General features: G+C 62.6%; 14 protein-coding genes. 1 reads left to right on the top strand and 13 read right to left on the bottom strand.

The window, feature by feature from the left end:
- Positions 1-2 precede the first annotated feature (2 nt).
- From AC56KZ_RS19045 to AC56KZ_RS18990, 12 genes are all read right to left on the bottom strand, one after another.
- Positions 3-314: a BON domain-containing protein gene (locus AC56KZ_RS19045; RefSeq protein ID WP_497163759.1), complete on the bottom strand. Its 312-nt coding sequence runs from the start codon at positions 312-314 to the stop codon at positions 3-5.
- A 93-nt stretch (positions 315-407) separates the two neighbouring features.
- Positions 408-1514 (bottom strand): LytR C-terminal domain-containing protein, encoded by a 1107-nt coding sequence (locus AC56KZ_RS19040; RefSeq protein WP_497163758.1) that lies wholly within the window; start codon positions 1512-1514, stop codon positions 408-410.
- A gap of 19 nt (positions 1515-1533) precedes the next feature.
- Positions 1534-2472 carry a type II secretion system F family protein gene (locus AC56KZ_RS19035; protein ID WP_497163757.1) on the bottom strand — a complete coding sequence of 313 codons (939 nt, stop codon included), beginning with the start codon at positions 2470-2472 and terminating at the stop codon, positions 1534-1536.
- A 9-nt stretch (positions 2473-2481) separates the two neighbouring features.
- Positions 2482-3459 (bottom strand): type II secretion system F family protein, encoded by a 978-nt coding sequence (locus AC56KZ_RS19030; RefSeq protein ID WP_497163756.1) that lies wholly within the window; start codon positions 3457-3459, stop codon positions 2482-2484.
- Positions 3460-3492: 33 nt separating this feature from the next.
- The gene (locus AC56KZ_RS19025; RefSeq protein ID WP_497163755.1) at positions 3493-4839 is read right to left on the bottom strand and encodes a TadA family conjugal transfer-associated ATPase; all 1347 of its coding nucleotides are present in this window, start codon (positions 4837-4839) and stop codon (positions 3493-3495) included.
- Between the two features lie 16 nt (positions 4840-4855).
- Entirely contained in the window at positions 4856-6031 is a 1176-nt protein-coding gene (locus AC56KZ_RS19020) for a CpaE/TadZ family protein (RefSeq protein WP_497163754.1), read from the bottom strand.
- Between the two features lie 54 nt (positions 6032-6085).
- Positions 6086-6265: a hypothetical protein gene (locus AC56KZ_RS19015; RefSeq protein ID WP_497163753.1), complete on the bottom strand. Its 180-nt coding sequence runs from the start codon at positions 6263-6265 to the stop codon at positions 6086-6088.
- Between the two features lie 102 nt (positions 6266-6367).
- Positions 6368-7912: a type II and III secretion system protein family protein gene (locus AC56KZ_RS19010; protein ID WP_497163752.1), complete on the bottom strand. Its 1545-nt coding sequence runs from the start codon at positions 7910-7912 to the stop codon at positions 6368-6370.
- Positions 7913-7936: 24 nt separating this feature from the next.
- A complete protein-coding gene (gene cpaB, locus AC56KZ_RS19005; protein ID WP_497163751.1) occupies positions 7937-8794 on the bottom strand; it encodes a Flp pilus assembly protein CpaB in 858 nt (285 codons plus the stop codon).
- Positions 8791-10203 carry a DUF8689 domain-containing protein gene (locus AC56KZ_RS19000; protein ID WP_497163750.1) on the bottom strand — a complete coding sequence of 471 codons (1413 nt, stop codon included), beginning with the start codon at positions 10201-10203 and terminating at the stop codon, positions 8791-8793. Before AC56KZ_RS19000 ends, cpaB begins: the two co-directional genes overlap by 4 nt.
- 101 nt (positions 10204-10304) lie before the next feature.
- Positions 10305-10838: an A24 family peptidase gene (locus tag AC56KZ_RS18995; RefSeq protein WP_497163749.1), complete on the bottom strand. Its 534-nt coding sequence runs from the start codon at positions 10836-10838 to the stop codon at positions 10305-10307.
- Positions 10839-10894: 56 nt separating this feature from the next.
- Entirely contained in the window at positions 10895-11080 is a 186-nt protein-coding gene (locus AC56KZ_RS18990; protein ID WP_497163748.1) for a Flp family type IVb pilin, read from the bottom strand.
- Positions 11081-11433: 353 nt separating this feature from the next.
- On the opposite strand from AC56KZ_RS18990, the gene AC56KZ_RS18985 reads away from it, so the two are divergent.
- Positions 11434-12474: a GGDEF domain-containing protein gene (locus tag AC56KZ_RS18985; RefSeq protein ID WP_497163747.1), complete on the top strand. Its 1041-nt coding sequence runs from the start codon at positions 11434-11436 to the stop codon at positions 12472-12474.
- Between the two features lie 8 nt (positions 12475-12482).
- Here AC56KZ_RS18985 and AC56KZ_RS18980 read toward each other — a convergent pair whose 3' ends face one another.
- Entirely contained in the window at positions 12483-13700 is a 1218-nt protein-coding gene (locus AC56KZ_RS18980) for an HD-GYP domain-containing protein (protein ID WP_497163746.1), read from the bottom strand.
- Positions 13701-13892: the final 192 nt, after the last annotated feature.

Below are 13892 nucleotides of genomic sequence, written 5' to 3'. Positions count from 1 at the left end.
GGCTATTTCACGATGGTGTTGTTGCGCACTTCGGTGACGCCCTTGACCTGACGCGCGATCTGCACGGCTTTTTGCGCGCTTTCACGCGATTCGACGAAGCCGCTCAGCTGTACCGTCCCCTTGAAGGTTTCGACTTGTACTTCCGTGGCTTTGACGGTGGGATCGGCGGCAAAGGCAGCCTTGACCTTGCTGGTGATGACGGCATCGTCGATGAATTCGCCCGTACCCTGGCGCGAGCTCGTTGGGGCGCATCCCGCCACCAGGAAGACGATGATGGTGGCGAGGATGGCAGTGAAACGCTGTGCAATATTCATGGCAACGCTCCCGTAGGATGAAGTGATATCGTCCATTTTCGGGTGCGCTCATTGCTGCGGTTTGATACGGAACAAAGGTGCTTTCGGCGCCTGTCAGGGGGCCGATGTCGGCAATGGCGTTGCCGCAAAGGTTTGTCCGCGTTCGGGCGCTGGCCGCAACGTCAGCTGCCCGCGCCCCAGGTCGCGGCCGAGTACCAGCCGCATATCGGTCGCATTGCAATTGTCGACCTGCACCACCTGGACCTTGTCGAAGCGCCCGCCGAGGCGTTCAGCCAGCCGCTCGGCGGCGCCGCGGAAAGCCGCGCTGTGCTCGATGCGCGTGCGCTGCACGTTGAAATTCTTTGCGTTACTCAAACGCGTGACCCGCAGGCCGTCATCCTTGACCTGGCGCGACAGCGTGCGTGCCATGCCGGTCACGCCATTTCCATTGCGAATTTCCAGCAGCACCAAATCCGGATGCCTGTCCGCCGGTGGAAGCGGTGCGGGTTCGCGCTGCGGCGCCGCGGCAATGGCTCGCTGCGCGGGCACCCGCAGCAGCTCGAGGGTACCGTCGGCGGCGGTACGCACCTCGGTCGCAGCCCAGTCCTGATCCGGCCGCGTCGGCATGGCGACGGCCGCTTCGATTGCCGCTACGGCGGTGCCGCCGACGGCGGCGTGGTCGCTCTGAAAATTGTGCTCGCGCAGAGCCGTGGCCTGGCGCAGCATCATGTCCGCGCGATCGAGCTTGCCGAGGCGGCGCAGCGATTCTCCCAGGTTATGCCAGGCGCGGTGATCGAGCGGGTCGAGCAGGCAGGCGCGTTCCAGCACGGCGACGGCTTTCTCAAAGTCGCCGCCCAGCAAATAGGCATAGCCAAGGTTGGCGAACAGGTAGGCGTTGTCCGGGCCGGCGCCCGCGGTCGTCTCTTCGGTCAGCGCACGCCAGATCGGGATGGCCTGGGCGAAGTCGCCCTTGCGCGCGTAGGTGGCAGCCAGTGCATTGCGTGCACGGACATGGCCCGGCGCTGTCGCCAGTACCGTGCGATAGGCGGCGATGGCTTCCTCATAGCGTCCGGCGAGGTGATGCTGGCGTCCTCCATCGTAGACCAGGTCAGTGTCGACCTGCAGCGTTTGTTCAGGGAGGCGCCTGGTCTCGGCACAGGCGAGCAGGAGCGTGCCTGCGCACAGGATCGACATTTTTTTGAGCATCATGCAGGTGGACATGGTCGTACTCCTATGAAAATCATTGCCCGCTGCTGACCGTTGCCAGTGTGCGGGTCAGCTGCAGTACGGCCGGCCCGACCAGGACCATCAGCAGCGTCGGGAAAATGCAGAAAATCAGTGGAAACAGCAGCTTCAAGCCGATCTTGGCCGCGCATTCCTCGGCTACCATGCGGCGTTTGGTACGCAGGTTTTCGGAGTACACGCGCAGGGAATCGCCGACGCTGGTGCCGAAACGCTCGGACTGGATCAGCATTGCTACCAGCGTGTCGATATCGTCGACGCCGCTGCGCAAGGCGAAGTTGCGCAAGGCTTTTTCCTTGGTAAAGCCAGCGCGCATTTCCATCAGCACGAGTTGCAATTCCTGCGCCAGAGTCACGCTTTTGATGTGAATCTCGCCGGCCACCTTGACGAAGGCGCGTTCCAGGCTCAGGCCGGCCTCGACGCACACGGTCAGCAGATCGAGCGCATCAGGGAGTGTCTCGAAAATCTCGCGCTTGCGACGGCGCACGATGCGCTCGAGGGCGAGGTTCGGCAGGTAGTAACCCAGCGTCGCCGTCAGCAGCAGCAGCAACATCAGCTTGCTCCCTGCAAGCAGGATGACCGAGGTTGCGACCAGCACGCCGACAACTGCCGGCCCGAGCAGCGCAAGCATCGTTTTCGAAGCGAAGAACAGGGTTGGCGAGACCGGGTTACGCCAGCCCGCATTCATGAAGCGGGTGCGCAGTGCCGACTTTTCCCAGCCCTCCTCCGGCACCGACAATTTCCCCAACGGCCGAGTGACCTTGGCTACGCGTTCGACCCATCCGTCGGATTCAAGCGCGGTGGTCTCGGATTTTCCGCTGAAGCGGCGCAGCCTGTTACGCAGCGCTACCGGCGCGAACAGCATCATCGCCAGCCAGGCCAATGCACAGACGATGCCGAAGATGATCAACAGGAACGATAATTGTGCAGCATTCATTGCGGCTCCTCAGACACGGATTCGGATGACCCTGCGCAGCCACACCACCCCGAACAGGATCATGCCGGCGGCGTACCACAGCATGCGCACCCCGCTGGGGTCGGTCCACAGCATGCTGACGTATTTCGGGTTGACCAATGTCAGCATCAGCGCGACGCCAAACGGCAACAGGCCGAGGATCCAGGCCGACATGCGTCCTTCGGCCGACAGCACGCGCACCTGGGCGATCAACTTCAGGCGGCTGCGGATGATGGTGCTGATATTCCCGAGAATTTCGGCCAGGTTGCCGCCTGACTCGCGCTGGATCAGCACTGCAATGATCAGGTAGCGCAGATCGGTCAGAGGGATGCGCTCGGCCATGTTGTGCAGGGCTTCGTCCATCGGCACGCCGTAGTTGATTTCCTCGCGCGCGACGCGAAATTCGCTGCTCAGCGGCTCGGGCAGCTCATTGCCGACAATTTGCAGCACATTCGTGAACGAGTGTCCGGCACGCAAGGCGCGGGCGATGAAATCGGCCGCGTCCGGCAGCTGGTGTTCGATACGGCGCAGGCGTTGCTTGCGTGAGCGCCGCAACAGGCAATATGGAATGCCGAATGCCATCAGCGCCAGCACGACACGCAGTGCGGCCGGCATCGGCCACCGTGCACTCGCCATAAAGACCAGCAGGAACAACGCCAGGGAGCAGCCGAGGAATCGCTCGATTGTCAGCTTGCTGCCGGCCTGGACCAGCAAGGTATCGAGTCGCTGCAGGAGCGTAAACTGCTGCAGCAGGCGATCGAATCCGTCATTGACGCTGAAACGGCGCTGCTTGAGGATCGAGATGCGTTCGGCACCGCGCCCTGCCCCGCCAGACATGACCTGCAGCCGGCGCGCGATGCGTTGCGCGGCCTTGCCATGCGTGCTCGACCACCATAGATAGACGCCTTCCATCAACAGGATGATGGCAGCGAACAGGAACACGGTGAAGCTGTAGAAAAGCAGGTCCATGGAGCGGCTCCACTGCAGGCAGGGCCTGCGGGTTCATTGATAAATACGGTCGGGATTGAAGGTATCGTCGGGAATGTCGAAGCCGTACATCTTGAGGCGGTCGGCAAAGCGCGGCCTCACGCCCGTTGCAGAGAAATGGCCGAGCACCTTGCCGTCGCGGTCGACACCGGTCTGCTCGAAACGGAAGATCTCCTGCATGGAAATGATGTCGCCTTCCATCCCGGTAATTTCCTGGATGCTGACCAGCTTGCGGCCGCCGTCGATCAGGCGCGAGGCCTGCACCACCACCGTTACCGCCGAGCAGATCTGCTGGCGGATCGCGCGTGGCGTCAGGTTTGCCCCGGCCATGCCGACCATGTTCTCGAGACGTGCAAGGGCGTCGCGCGGGGTGTTCGAGTGGATCGTGGCGAGCGAGCCTTCGTGGCCCGTGTTCATTGCCTGCAGCATGTCGAGCGCTTCGGCGCCCCGCACTTCGCCAAGGATGATGCGATCCGGCCGCATGCGCAGCGCGTTTTTGACCAGCGCGCGCTGAGTGACCTCGCCCTTGCCTTCGATATTCGATGGACGCGTTTCGAGGCGGACCACGTGTGGCTGGCGCAGCTGTAGTTCGGCCGCGTCTTCAATGGTAACAAGGCGCTCGTTGGCCGGAATGAAGCCTGACAGCAGGTTGAGCAGTGTGGTCTTGCCGCTGCCTGTGCCGCCCGAGATCAGGATGTTGATCTTGGCGACACCCAGGCCCTGCAGCACCTTGACCATCGGCGGCGTCATGCTCTTGTAATCGAGCAGGTTCTGCACCGACAGGGGCGAGGCGCTGAAGCGGCGAATCGACAGGATCGGTCCATCGACCGCCAGTGGCGGAATGATGGCATTGACGCGCGAACCGTCCGGCAGGCGGGCATCGACCATCGGGCTCGACTCGTCGACACGGCGCCCCACGCGCGAGACAATCTTCTCGATGATCTTCATCAGGTGCGCGTTGTCATGGAAGCTGATATCGGTCAGTTCGAGTTTGCCGCGACGTTCGACATACACCCGGTTGGCGGTGTTGACCAGGATGTCGGAGACGCTCGGGTCGTTCAGCAGCGGCTCGAGCGGGCCGAAGCCAAGCATTTCATGCTGGATATCGAGCACGAGATTGTGGCGCTCGTGCTGGTTCAGAACGATGCGTTCTTCCTCGATGATGCGTTGGATCAGCAGCGCCAGTTCGTGCTTGAACTGTTCGGCGGTCAGGCGCTTCAGGCGCTCCAGGTCGATCCGGTCGAGGATCATCTGGTGCATCGTCCTTTTGAGTTCCTGGTAAGCCCCGTTGCTGGCCTCGGCAGGCAAGACGCTGGCCTTGCGGTCGTCGTCCGGGGCGGAAAGGCGTTCGCGCAGCGACATGGATTCTCCTTACGAATTAAAAGTCGGCTTCGCCGCGCCCGAACAGGCGGTCCAGCAAGCCACGGGATTCGGGAGCGCGCCGTGCGGTCACCAGTTCGACCAAATCGGCCAGGCTGCGCGCAGCGGCGCTGGTGCGTGACAGTTCGAGTACCGGCACGCCCTGGTTGACCGAATCGGTAACGGCCACGTAGTCGTTCGGCACCGTATGCACGACTTCGCAGCCAAGCGCCGCGTGCAGGTCCGGCAAGCGCAGGCGGCCGCCTTTTTCGTAGCGATTGACGATCAGCCGGATGGTCTCGAGCGGGTAGCCGAGAGAGCGGAAGATGTCGAGCAGGCGGCGTGCGTCGCGGATGTCGGGCAGTGCCAGCTGGAGCACCGGATAGATGGTGTCGGTGCTGTCGAGCGCGCGCAGCGAAACGGCGTCGATCTGGCGCCCGACGTCGAGCACGATGTAGTCGTAGTGCTGGCGTGCGACGCGCAGGATGGCGTCGATGTGCTCGGGCTTGGCTTCCTTGGTCTGGGCCGGGTCATCGGCTGCGGCCAGCACCCCGAAACCGCGCGTTACATGCACCAGGCAGGAATCGAGAAACGGGCCGTCGATGCGCGCGATCTGTTCGCATACGTCGGACAGGGTCATGGCCGGCTTCTGGTCCGACACATATAAAGCAGCATCCCCGAACTGGCCGTGCAGGTCGATCAGCAGCACCTTCTTCTCGGCCAGCGTCGCCAGCGCGTAGCCGAAATTGGTGGAGATGAAGGTGGCGCCGCTCCCGCCTTTGCAAGCGATAAAGGCCAGCACTTTACCTTCGCGCAGCTGGCCGACACCAGCCGCAATGGCAATGCGATCCATCGCCTCATGGAAGGCGCGGTGTACCAACGGCAGCTGGAGCACCTCGCGCACGCCCGCACGCATCGCACGGATCAGGAATTCAGGCTGGTGCTGGCTGGTCAGCAGCATGAACTGGGCGTCGGGGTACTGGCGCGCCAGGCGCTCGAGCAGGTCGGCATCATCAGGCCCGACTTGGCTGGCGTCGACCAGGACCAGTCCCGGCGCCTCGCCCAGCGGCCGATCGAGTGCCTCGCGCATCGAGTCACGGCTGTTGGCCACGTTCAGCGGCGGCACGCGGGCCGCACCCTGGGACGCAAGCTCGGCAAACAGCAGGCTGTCGGGGCTGATCAAAAGGGCTTTCATGACGATCCTTGTTGAAGCACTGGGATGGGAGCCGAAACGGTCAGCCGCCGTCTGTCATTGCCCGCTGCCGAGCGTATTGAGCAGAGGCGCGGCTGCAGCGCTCTCGGGCCGGGTAAACGAACGCTGGTAACGCGCGTGTGCCGCCTGCGCGGCTGCTCCGTCGATGCCGCTGGCAGGATTGGCATTCGCTGCGCCGCGCGGGTCGACCGTCTGCGCCGCGAGATTGGCACGCACGGAGGCACCGAAATTCTTCTCGAAACGCGGCGTTGTCGAACAGCCCTGCAGCAGTACGAAAACTGCGATACATGCGAGTGTCTTGGTTGGCATAGCTGCCTCCTATTTGAGTTCGAAACCGTCGACGCTCTGGGCCGTGCGCGCAGCAGGCGCAGGCGCCTTGGCGGCACTTTCGAGGCGCCCGCCAAGCATCAGCGCAGCGCGCGAAGGCACACCGACGTTGTCGGTAGGCAGTGCGTAGCCGATTGCCGTCAACGGCTTGACCAGACGCGCAGTGATCACGAAGACCAGCTCGGTTCGGTCCTGTTGGAAGTCAGTACTGCGAAACAGCGCCCCGAGTACCGGCACCTCGCCCAGCATTGGCAAGCCCTTCAGGTTGGTGACAAGGTTGTTCTTGATCAGGCCGCCAATTGCAAAGCTCTGCCCGTCGTACAGCTGCACGGTGGTGCTGGCCCGGCGCGTCGTCACAACCGGCAGAACTGAACTGCCATTGGTGCCAGTGGCGTTGATGCCGATGCCTTCGCGCGACAATTCCGACACCTCAGGCGCCACGCGCAGATTGATCCGCCCAGCGCTGAGCACCGTTGGCGTAAAGCGCAGGCCCACGCCGAATTCCTTTTCTTCGAGCGTGACCTTATTATTGTCCTGCGCTACCGGGATATAAAACTTGCCGCCGGCGAGGAAGCTGCCTTCCTGGCCACTGATCGCCATCACGTTTGGCTCGGCCAGGACGCGAATTAGGCCGTTCTGAGTCTGAGCGTCCAAAGCGATGCCCTTGCCGCTCTCGCGACCGGCAAGCAGTCTTGCGCCGGCCGTGCCACTCAAGAAGTTCGATGTCAGGGTAGCGGCCCAGCTACCTGGCGAGAAGCTCCAGGTAGCGCCGGCCTCGAGCCGTTCAAGCAGGGTCTTCGACACTTCGGCGATCTTCACCTCCAGCATCACCTGCTGCGGTGCGCTGACGCTCAGCAGGTTGACTACGCGCACCTCGGGTCCTCCGCTGGTGGCGGCCGCGCCACCAGCCTTTGACTCAAGCTCCTTCGGCACCGCGCCCAACGGGCGCAGCGGACGGCGTACATAGGCCGCCGCCAGTTCGGCGGCGCGTGCCACTGCTGAGGCATCGGTAACGGTACCGGTCAGCACCAGCGAATCGGCGGCAGCCAATACCCGAATTTCTTTTTCTTCGGGCATGACGGTGGCGAGCGTGGCCTGCAGCGCGGTCGGGTCCATCGCTACCGTGATGTCGAGCATGCTGCACAGGCCGCTGCGTCCCTGAACGATCATATTGGTGGTACCGACGTCGACCCCGGCGATATACATCGTATCCGGTGCGACCAGCATTGCCTGGACAACAGCCGGATTGCCGACACTACGGTTCTGGACTGGCTCCGGCAGTCGCATCAGGGTCGATTTGCCCATCTGAAGTGCGATCTGGGCCGGGCGCGCGGCTTCACCTTTGCAGCGCGGACCGATTTCATTACGCTCTCCGACAACGGAGATCACCTCGGACTGCGCCGCCGGGCGTGCGCCGTGGGCACCGCCTGCCAGCAGCAGCGCCATGCTGCCAAGGACGACAGGACGCAGCAGGGGACGGCGCACCGCGTGCGACGCGGCATTCGGCCGGTATGATTGCATTGGGCGTGTATTCATGGTTTCACCTGACGCGGTAAGGGATCAGAAGCACTCTTGCGAGGAATGCAAGCCGTTGATGACGGTGACGCAGCTGCGCCTCACGGGAGGCATCGCGACCCGGTGCACGGCAGGCTTCTCGGGACGCCGCGGCGCGGCCACCGGTTTTACGGGGACGGGCTTGACGACTGGCGCCGCTGGGAGCAGGGTCAGTTTGGTAGCGCCCTCGGTCTGGGCCGATTGCGGATCGACCTGGTTACGCAGCGCCAGTGACAGCGTGCCGACACTGCGCGCCAAATCGAGCGTTTCGGCCTGTCCTGGCGTCACCTCGAGCGTGACCGCATTGACGACGCGCGGCTTGGTTTCGTCGCGGTTGACCTCCTGCGCCACCGCCAGCACCAGAATGCGCTCGAGCACGATCTTCGAGATGCTCTGTTCGCGGTTATTGGCCTCCGGGGTCGCGTCCTTTTCAGTGCTGACGATGATGTCGACGTAATTGCCAGGCAGAGTGAAGCCGGCGACACCGATGACGTCGTTGACCCGCACCGTGATCGCACGTTTGCCTTCAGTGATCAAGGCCGACAGGCCACCCAGCGTACCGACCGGCGCCAGCTTCGCTTCGCTGACCGGTTCGCCAATCAGCACACTGCTCTTCAGGACGCGCCCGGCCAGCTTCTGAGGATCGACAAAGGAGCCCTTCGGCACGCTGTCGGCAGGCCATTCGGCCAGCTTGACCATCTCGGGGGTAAGGCGCTGGCCAAGGCTGACATCCGCAGCCGCAACCACGATGTGTCCGCTACTAGTGCTGGGCTGCAACAGCAGCCATCGCGAAGCGAGAACCACGGCCGTCAGGCCGAACAGGATGGCAACGGCCATCACGACGAGAGCGCGCTTGTTTTTCATTGGTCGATTCCTGCGACTTGGCACGGGGCCGGGGCGCTGCCGCTGGACATGCTGTTCCACGCCTGCTCCAGGGCAGCGATCGTCAGGCGTGGTTCGGTTCCGGCAAAGCCGGCGAAATCAAATACACGGCTGAGCAGCTCGTGTGGATAACAGGCCAGCAGAGGCGTGCCGCTGGCGCGATGCAGCCGTCCAACCAGATAATCAAGCACCGTGTCGTCGCAATCGATGCCATGCAAGCGGCTTGCGCGCCGCAGCATTGCCCGGTAGGCCGGTTCGGCCAGCGGCCCAAGGCCGACCCGGTAGCCGATGCGGCGCAGGAAAGCGGGGTCGAACACGCTGGCCGGCGCCTGATGGGTGACGAAAACCAGCATCGCGTCGAATGGAATGGTCTCGCCATGTCCGCCCGCTACCAGGCGCGCCGCACCGCCATCGAGTGTACCGAGCCAGCCGGCAAGCAGTTCGGCCACTGGCGTCCGACCGCAGCCGAGATCGTCGAGGACGAAGATGCCATTGTTCGCTTGCAGCTGCAGGGGCGCGTGATGGATGCCGCTTTCCGGGTCAGGGCGCAGCGTCAGCATCGACGCGTCGAGTTCCGCGCCAACATGCACCAGCGGACGCTGGCAAATCGCCCAGCGCCCGTCGCAGCTGCGGCGCTCTTCCAGCTGGCGTCCCTGGTGCAGCGGTGGCGGGTGGCGTAGCGGATCGTGAAACGGGACGATGTGGCCCTCCACCAGGAGCGCATACGGTAGCGCGACCGCGCCCGGCAGCAGGCGCGTCAACTTGCGTGCCAGCGTAGTTTTGCCGGAGCCGGTCGGGCCATGCAGCAGCAGCGGACGCTGCGCGTGGAGAGCCGCGCCGAGCAGTTCACAAACAGCGGGATCGAGTCCGTCATCGGCCAGCACGGCCGCCAGTTCACTTGGCGTCGGGCCGCGCGCCGTCGATGCGGGCGCCCCTTGCCGCCCCGGCATTGCCAGGCGCAAGGACTGGCGCTCGACCATGGCACGGTAAGAAGCCAGCGTCACCGGCGCCGGGCCGACATAGCGGCACGCTTCCAGGCAGACGATTGCAGCGCGTTGGCCGATCGGGGTCAGCTGGTATTGCACGTCGATGTCCGAGTCGCCCGACCACGCCACTTCGGTTTGCTGGTCCACCGTCAGGAGGTTGAGCACCTCACGCAGCACACTGACTGACAATCGAAGTTTTCCGGCAAGCTGGGGCAATGGCGCGCGACCGGTAGCATGCAGGGTCTTGAGCACAAGGGCGCATAGCAAGCGCGGCTCGAGTCCCGTATCGCCGATTGTCCTTGGCTGGCGTGGCAGGGTTGCCGCCACTTCCAGCTCGTCGGGTGCCGAGGGCGGCGCCGTACGAGACGCCGTACCGGACGCGACGAACGACAGCGTTTCGTTCATGTATTTCTCCTTGCATTCATCGGGGTAAATTCCCCGAGAACATTGAATTCATTCTAACGACCGTGTCTCTACGGCCATTGAGGAACAGCAAGTCCTTACCTTCACGCATGGTGGCGTTGTGCCAGCAGCCAAAGTGTGCTGAGAGCAATTGCAAGTCCGTAAGGCATCGAACCGACACTGGTACGGACTGGTTCGGTTCCCGGCGCCGATGGCCCCAGGCGCAGCAGTATCGGCAGCAGCATCGCGCGCAGGTTGGTATAGGCAGCGGACCAACGGCGGGTGAAAAGGATGATGAGCAGTGCCATCGCACCACCCAGGCACCAGGTAAGGATGCAGGCATACAGAGTTTCGGCAGGCCCCAGGAACAGGCCGACGGTGGCCATCATTTTCACGTCCCCCGCAGCCATACCGCGCAATATGTACAAGGGCAAGAACAGCGCAAAGCCGACGAGGGCGCCGCCAAGCGCCATGCCGATCGCGGCGGCAGGCGCCGCAAAGCTGCAATACAAGCCGAGCGCGCCGATCCAGCCGCCCAGCAATAACAAATTCGGGATTTTGCGGATCGCCAGATCGATAACCGCAGCCGATACGACGAGAACGAGCAGCAACAGATCGAGCCAGGTGGTCGCGAGCATGGGCGTACTCCAAAAAAAAAGCCCTCCGGACAAGTCCGGAGGGCAAACTGAACCGATTACACCAAAGCTGCGGCCAGCGCCGTCGAGATCCGGGTAAAGGTGGTTTCAATCTGGTTGCCCACGGTCGCCGCCACGGTCGCCATCGCCACACCGATCAAAGCAGCGATCAGGCCATACTCGATGGCAGTCACACCGTCTTCGTCAGCAACGAAAGCTTGCACAGCAGTGAAGAACGTTTTCATAATGAACTCCATATGGTGGTTTATAAGAACAACCCTGAAGCGGCAGGAGACTTTCCCTTGACTTGGCTAACTGCGCTTTGCCGTTTCCGTTTCAGTGAGTTCACTATAAAAGATGATGCCGCACGGCAAGTTGATTGCAGGCAAGCTTTCCCGAGTGAATTATTTGCCCTGGGAAATTATTGATCCAAATCGCATTTCGTCTGGCCTGACCCACTAACACCTGGAAAAGCCGTTAGAAAAATTGCCGCGTTAACAGAAAAGGATTATTCTATTTCACTTGCCCTTTGGAAATTTCAGTGTTGCGACAGCGGCATTTCCGAGTGTGGTGGGCTGGTTACCTATCTGAGAACGACATGGATTCCCTTCTGAAACACATGGTGGACATGACTGGCCACCGCGATCACACGATGCTCGACATCTCGGTGGTGTCGGCGGTGCAGGAACTGGCCGCCGCCGCGCAGGCACGGGTCTGGTCCATCTCGACGATCGGCGACCGCACCTGGGTGCGGGTACGTGCCAGCATCATGGCGGGAGGCCATGCCCGCATTGAAGACACCCATGACAGCACTACCCCCGGCCAGCCGCTCGAAGCCTTCCCCGAGCTGGCCGCCTGCCTCGCGCGTCGCGAAACCAGCGCCCTGGCCTGCGGGCCGCAGTCGTCGCGCACCCTCTGGCTGCCGATCTGGCTAGGCGACCAGGCGCTTACCTGCCTCGAGATCGTGCGCCATACGCCGTTCCGGGCCGCGACCATCCACACCATCGCCGGCATCGTCGGCGTCTACCGCAACTTCCAGAATTTGCTCGACTACAGCGAGCGCGATTCGCTCACCGGCCTGCTCAACCGCAAAACCTTCGAGGACCAACTGGCCCGCATGCTGCAATGCCCGGTCGAGCAGGAGCCGCCGCTGCCAGGCCAACCCGAGCGGCGCTGCAGCAATGGAGAAGAAAAAGGGTGGCTGGCGGTGGTCGATGTCGACCATTTCAAGGTGGTGAACGATACCTTCGGCCACCTGTATGGCGACGAAGTACTGATCCTGATCGCCAACCAGCTGCAGGCGTCGTTTCGCTCACGGGACCGGGTATTTCGTTTCGGCGGAGAAGAATTCGTCATCCTGCTGCGCCCGACGACGCTCGCACACGCGCGCCGCATCATCGACCGCTTCCGCGGCAACATCGAGGCCTATGCTTTTCCGCAAGTGGGACGGGTCACGGTCAGCATCGGCTTCGTCAGCATCAGCCCCTACGACTCACCAGTCGTCACGCTTGGCCACGCCGACCAGGCCCTGTACTACGCCAAGACCAATGGCCGCAACCAGGCTTGCCACTACGACGACCTGGTCGAGCAGGGCCTGCTCAAAACGGTGGCATCGAACGATACCGCCGAATTTTTCTGACCAGGCGCTCAGGAAACAAGCAGGAATTTTTCCGGGTCGACCCGCCACTTGTCAGGCGACTCGTGGGACATGATCTTGTCGCCGCCGCCGAGACCGAGTGCGCGCGACAAATCCACCAGCTGGGGACGGATATAGGTCTCGCTCTTGGTGTTGAAGAACACATTGACCTTCGGCGTGAGCAAATTCGTTTCGTGCGGCTCGACCACCACCCCCAGGCGCCCCGACTGCAACATCACCATCGTGCCGACCGGGTAGATGCCGACACAGCGCATGAATTCCTGGACCAGCCCCGGATTGAAATGGAATTTGCTCCACTCGTAGATCTTGCGTAGCGCCTCGGCCGCCGACATGCCCTTGTGGTAGCAGCGGTCGGACGTGATCGCGTCATACACGTCGACGATCGCCGCCATCTGCGCCAGCTCCGAAATCTCCGACTCGCCCTGCATTTCCGGATAACCGCTGCCGTCGCGCCGCTCGTGGTGGTGCAGCGTGATGTCGAGCGGGATGGCCCCGATGCCCGGCGTCTGGCGCAGGAGATCATAACCATCGCGCGGATGGCGCTTGATGATCGCGAATTCCTCGTCGGTGAGACGCCCGGGCTTGTTCAGGATTGCATCAGGCACCAGCGCCTTGCCGGCATCGTGCAGCAGGCCGCCGATGCCCGCCTGGTAAATCGTGTCCTCGTCCATTCCGCGCGAGCGGCAAAACGCCACCAGCAAGGTGCAGACGCTGACCGAGTGCAGGAAGGTGTAATCGTCCTTGGTCTTGATGCGCATCAGGCTGAGCAAGGCGCCGGAATTACGCAAGATCGATTCGGTAATGTTTTCGACCACCGGCGACACATTTTCCAGCTCCACGGCCCTGCCCAGGCGCACGTCCTGCATCACGCTGCGCACCACGTTGACCGCCTGGCGCCGGATCCCGACGGCGCGCTGCATCTCGTCGCCCAGCGACGTGCGCACCGGTTTCACCAGCCTGGCGGCAATCGCCGTCACTTCCGCTTCGGTTTTCGCTTCGGCTTCGGCCAGCGTCGGCGCTTCCACATCGAGGCCCTTCGAGCAATCGATGACGACGTTGCGGATCCCGGCACTGGTAATCTTGCGGATCTCGTCCTCGCTGCTCAGGACAAACCTGGCGCGGACGAACGGGTGTTCCATCCAGCCGCAATCGAGGTCGTGGATAGCCATGCCCACGCGTAATTGGGAGGAATCGATTTTCTTTAGCATCCTGCGGCCTGACGGGTATATTAATCTGCGCCCACGACTGCGACGGACATGCAGTATAGCAATTAAGTTGCCGATCATAAACTTCTTGTCATTCGGGTGTTGCAACCAGACACAAATACAAGCGCTCGACCTGTTGATCGCCGCACCATCCTGAACTTGACGTTAACGTTAACGTCATATACCGTACAAATC

Source organism: Telluria sp. LT2P34, from assembly GCF_059685915.1.
The sequence above is the reverse complement of the archived record's forward strand: the minus strand, read 5'-3'. Positions and strand labels throughout refer to the sequence as shown.

Bases quoted from the DNA above. Each gene is read 5' to 3' on its own strand.
- AC56KZ_RS19045 (WP_497163759.1), bottom strand. From the start codon at position 314: ATGAATATTGCACAGCGTTTCACTGCCATCCTCGCCACCATCATCGTC.
- AC56KZ_RS19040 (WP_497163758.1), bottom strand. From the start codon at position 1,514: ATGTCCACCTGCATGATGCTCAAAAAAATGTCGATCCTGTGCGCAGGC.
- AC56KZ_RS19035 (WP_497163757.1), bottom strand. From the start codon at position 2,472: ATGAATGCTGCACAATTATCGTTCCTGTTGATCATCTTCGGCATCGTC.
- AC56KZ_RS19030 (WP_497163756.1), bottom strand. From the start codon at position 3,459: ATGGACCTGCTTTTCTACAGCTTCACCGTGTTCCTGTTCGCTGCCATC.
- AC56KZ_RS19025 (WP_497163755.1), bottom strand. From the start codon at position 4,839: ATGTCGCTGCGCGAACGCCTTTCCGCCCCGGACGACGACCGCAAGGCC.
- AC56KZ_RS19020 (WP_497163754.1), bottom strand. From the start codon at position 6,031: ATGAAAGCCCTTTTGATCAGCCCCGACAGCCTGCTGTTTGCCGAGCTT.
- AC56KZ_RS19010 (WP_497163752.1), bottom strand. From the start codon at position 7,912: ATGAATACACGCCCAATGCAATCATACCGGCCGAATGCCGCGTCGCAC.
- cpaB (WP_497163751.1), bottom strand. From the start codon at position 8,794: ATGAAAAACAAGCGCGCTCTCGTCGTGATGGCCGTTGCCATCCTGTTC.
- AC56KZ_RS19000 (WP_497163750.1), bottom strand. From the start codon at position 10,203: ATGAACGAAACGCTGTCGTTCGTCGCGTCCGGTACGGCGTCTCGTACG.
- AC56KZ_RS18995 (WP_497163749.1), bottom strand. From the start codon at position 10,838: ATGCTCGCGACCACCTGGCTCGATCTGTTGCTGCTCGTTCTCGTCGTA.
- AC56KZ_RS18990 (WP_497163748.1), bottom strand. From the start codon at position 11,080: ATGAAAACGTTCTTCACTGCTGTGCAAGCTTTCGTTGCTGACGAAGAC.
- AC56KZ_RS18985 (WP_497163747.1), top strand. From the start codon at position 11,434: ATGGATTCCCTTCTGAAACACATGGTGGACATGACTGGCCACCGCGAT.
- AC56KZ_RS18980 (WP_497163746.1), bottom strand. From the start codon at position 13,700: ATGCTAAAGAAAATCGATTCCTCCCAATTACGCGTGGGCATGGCTATC.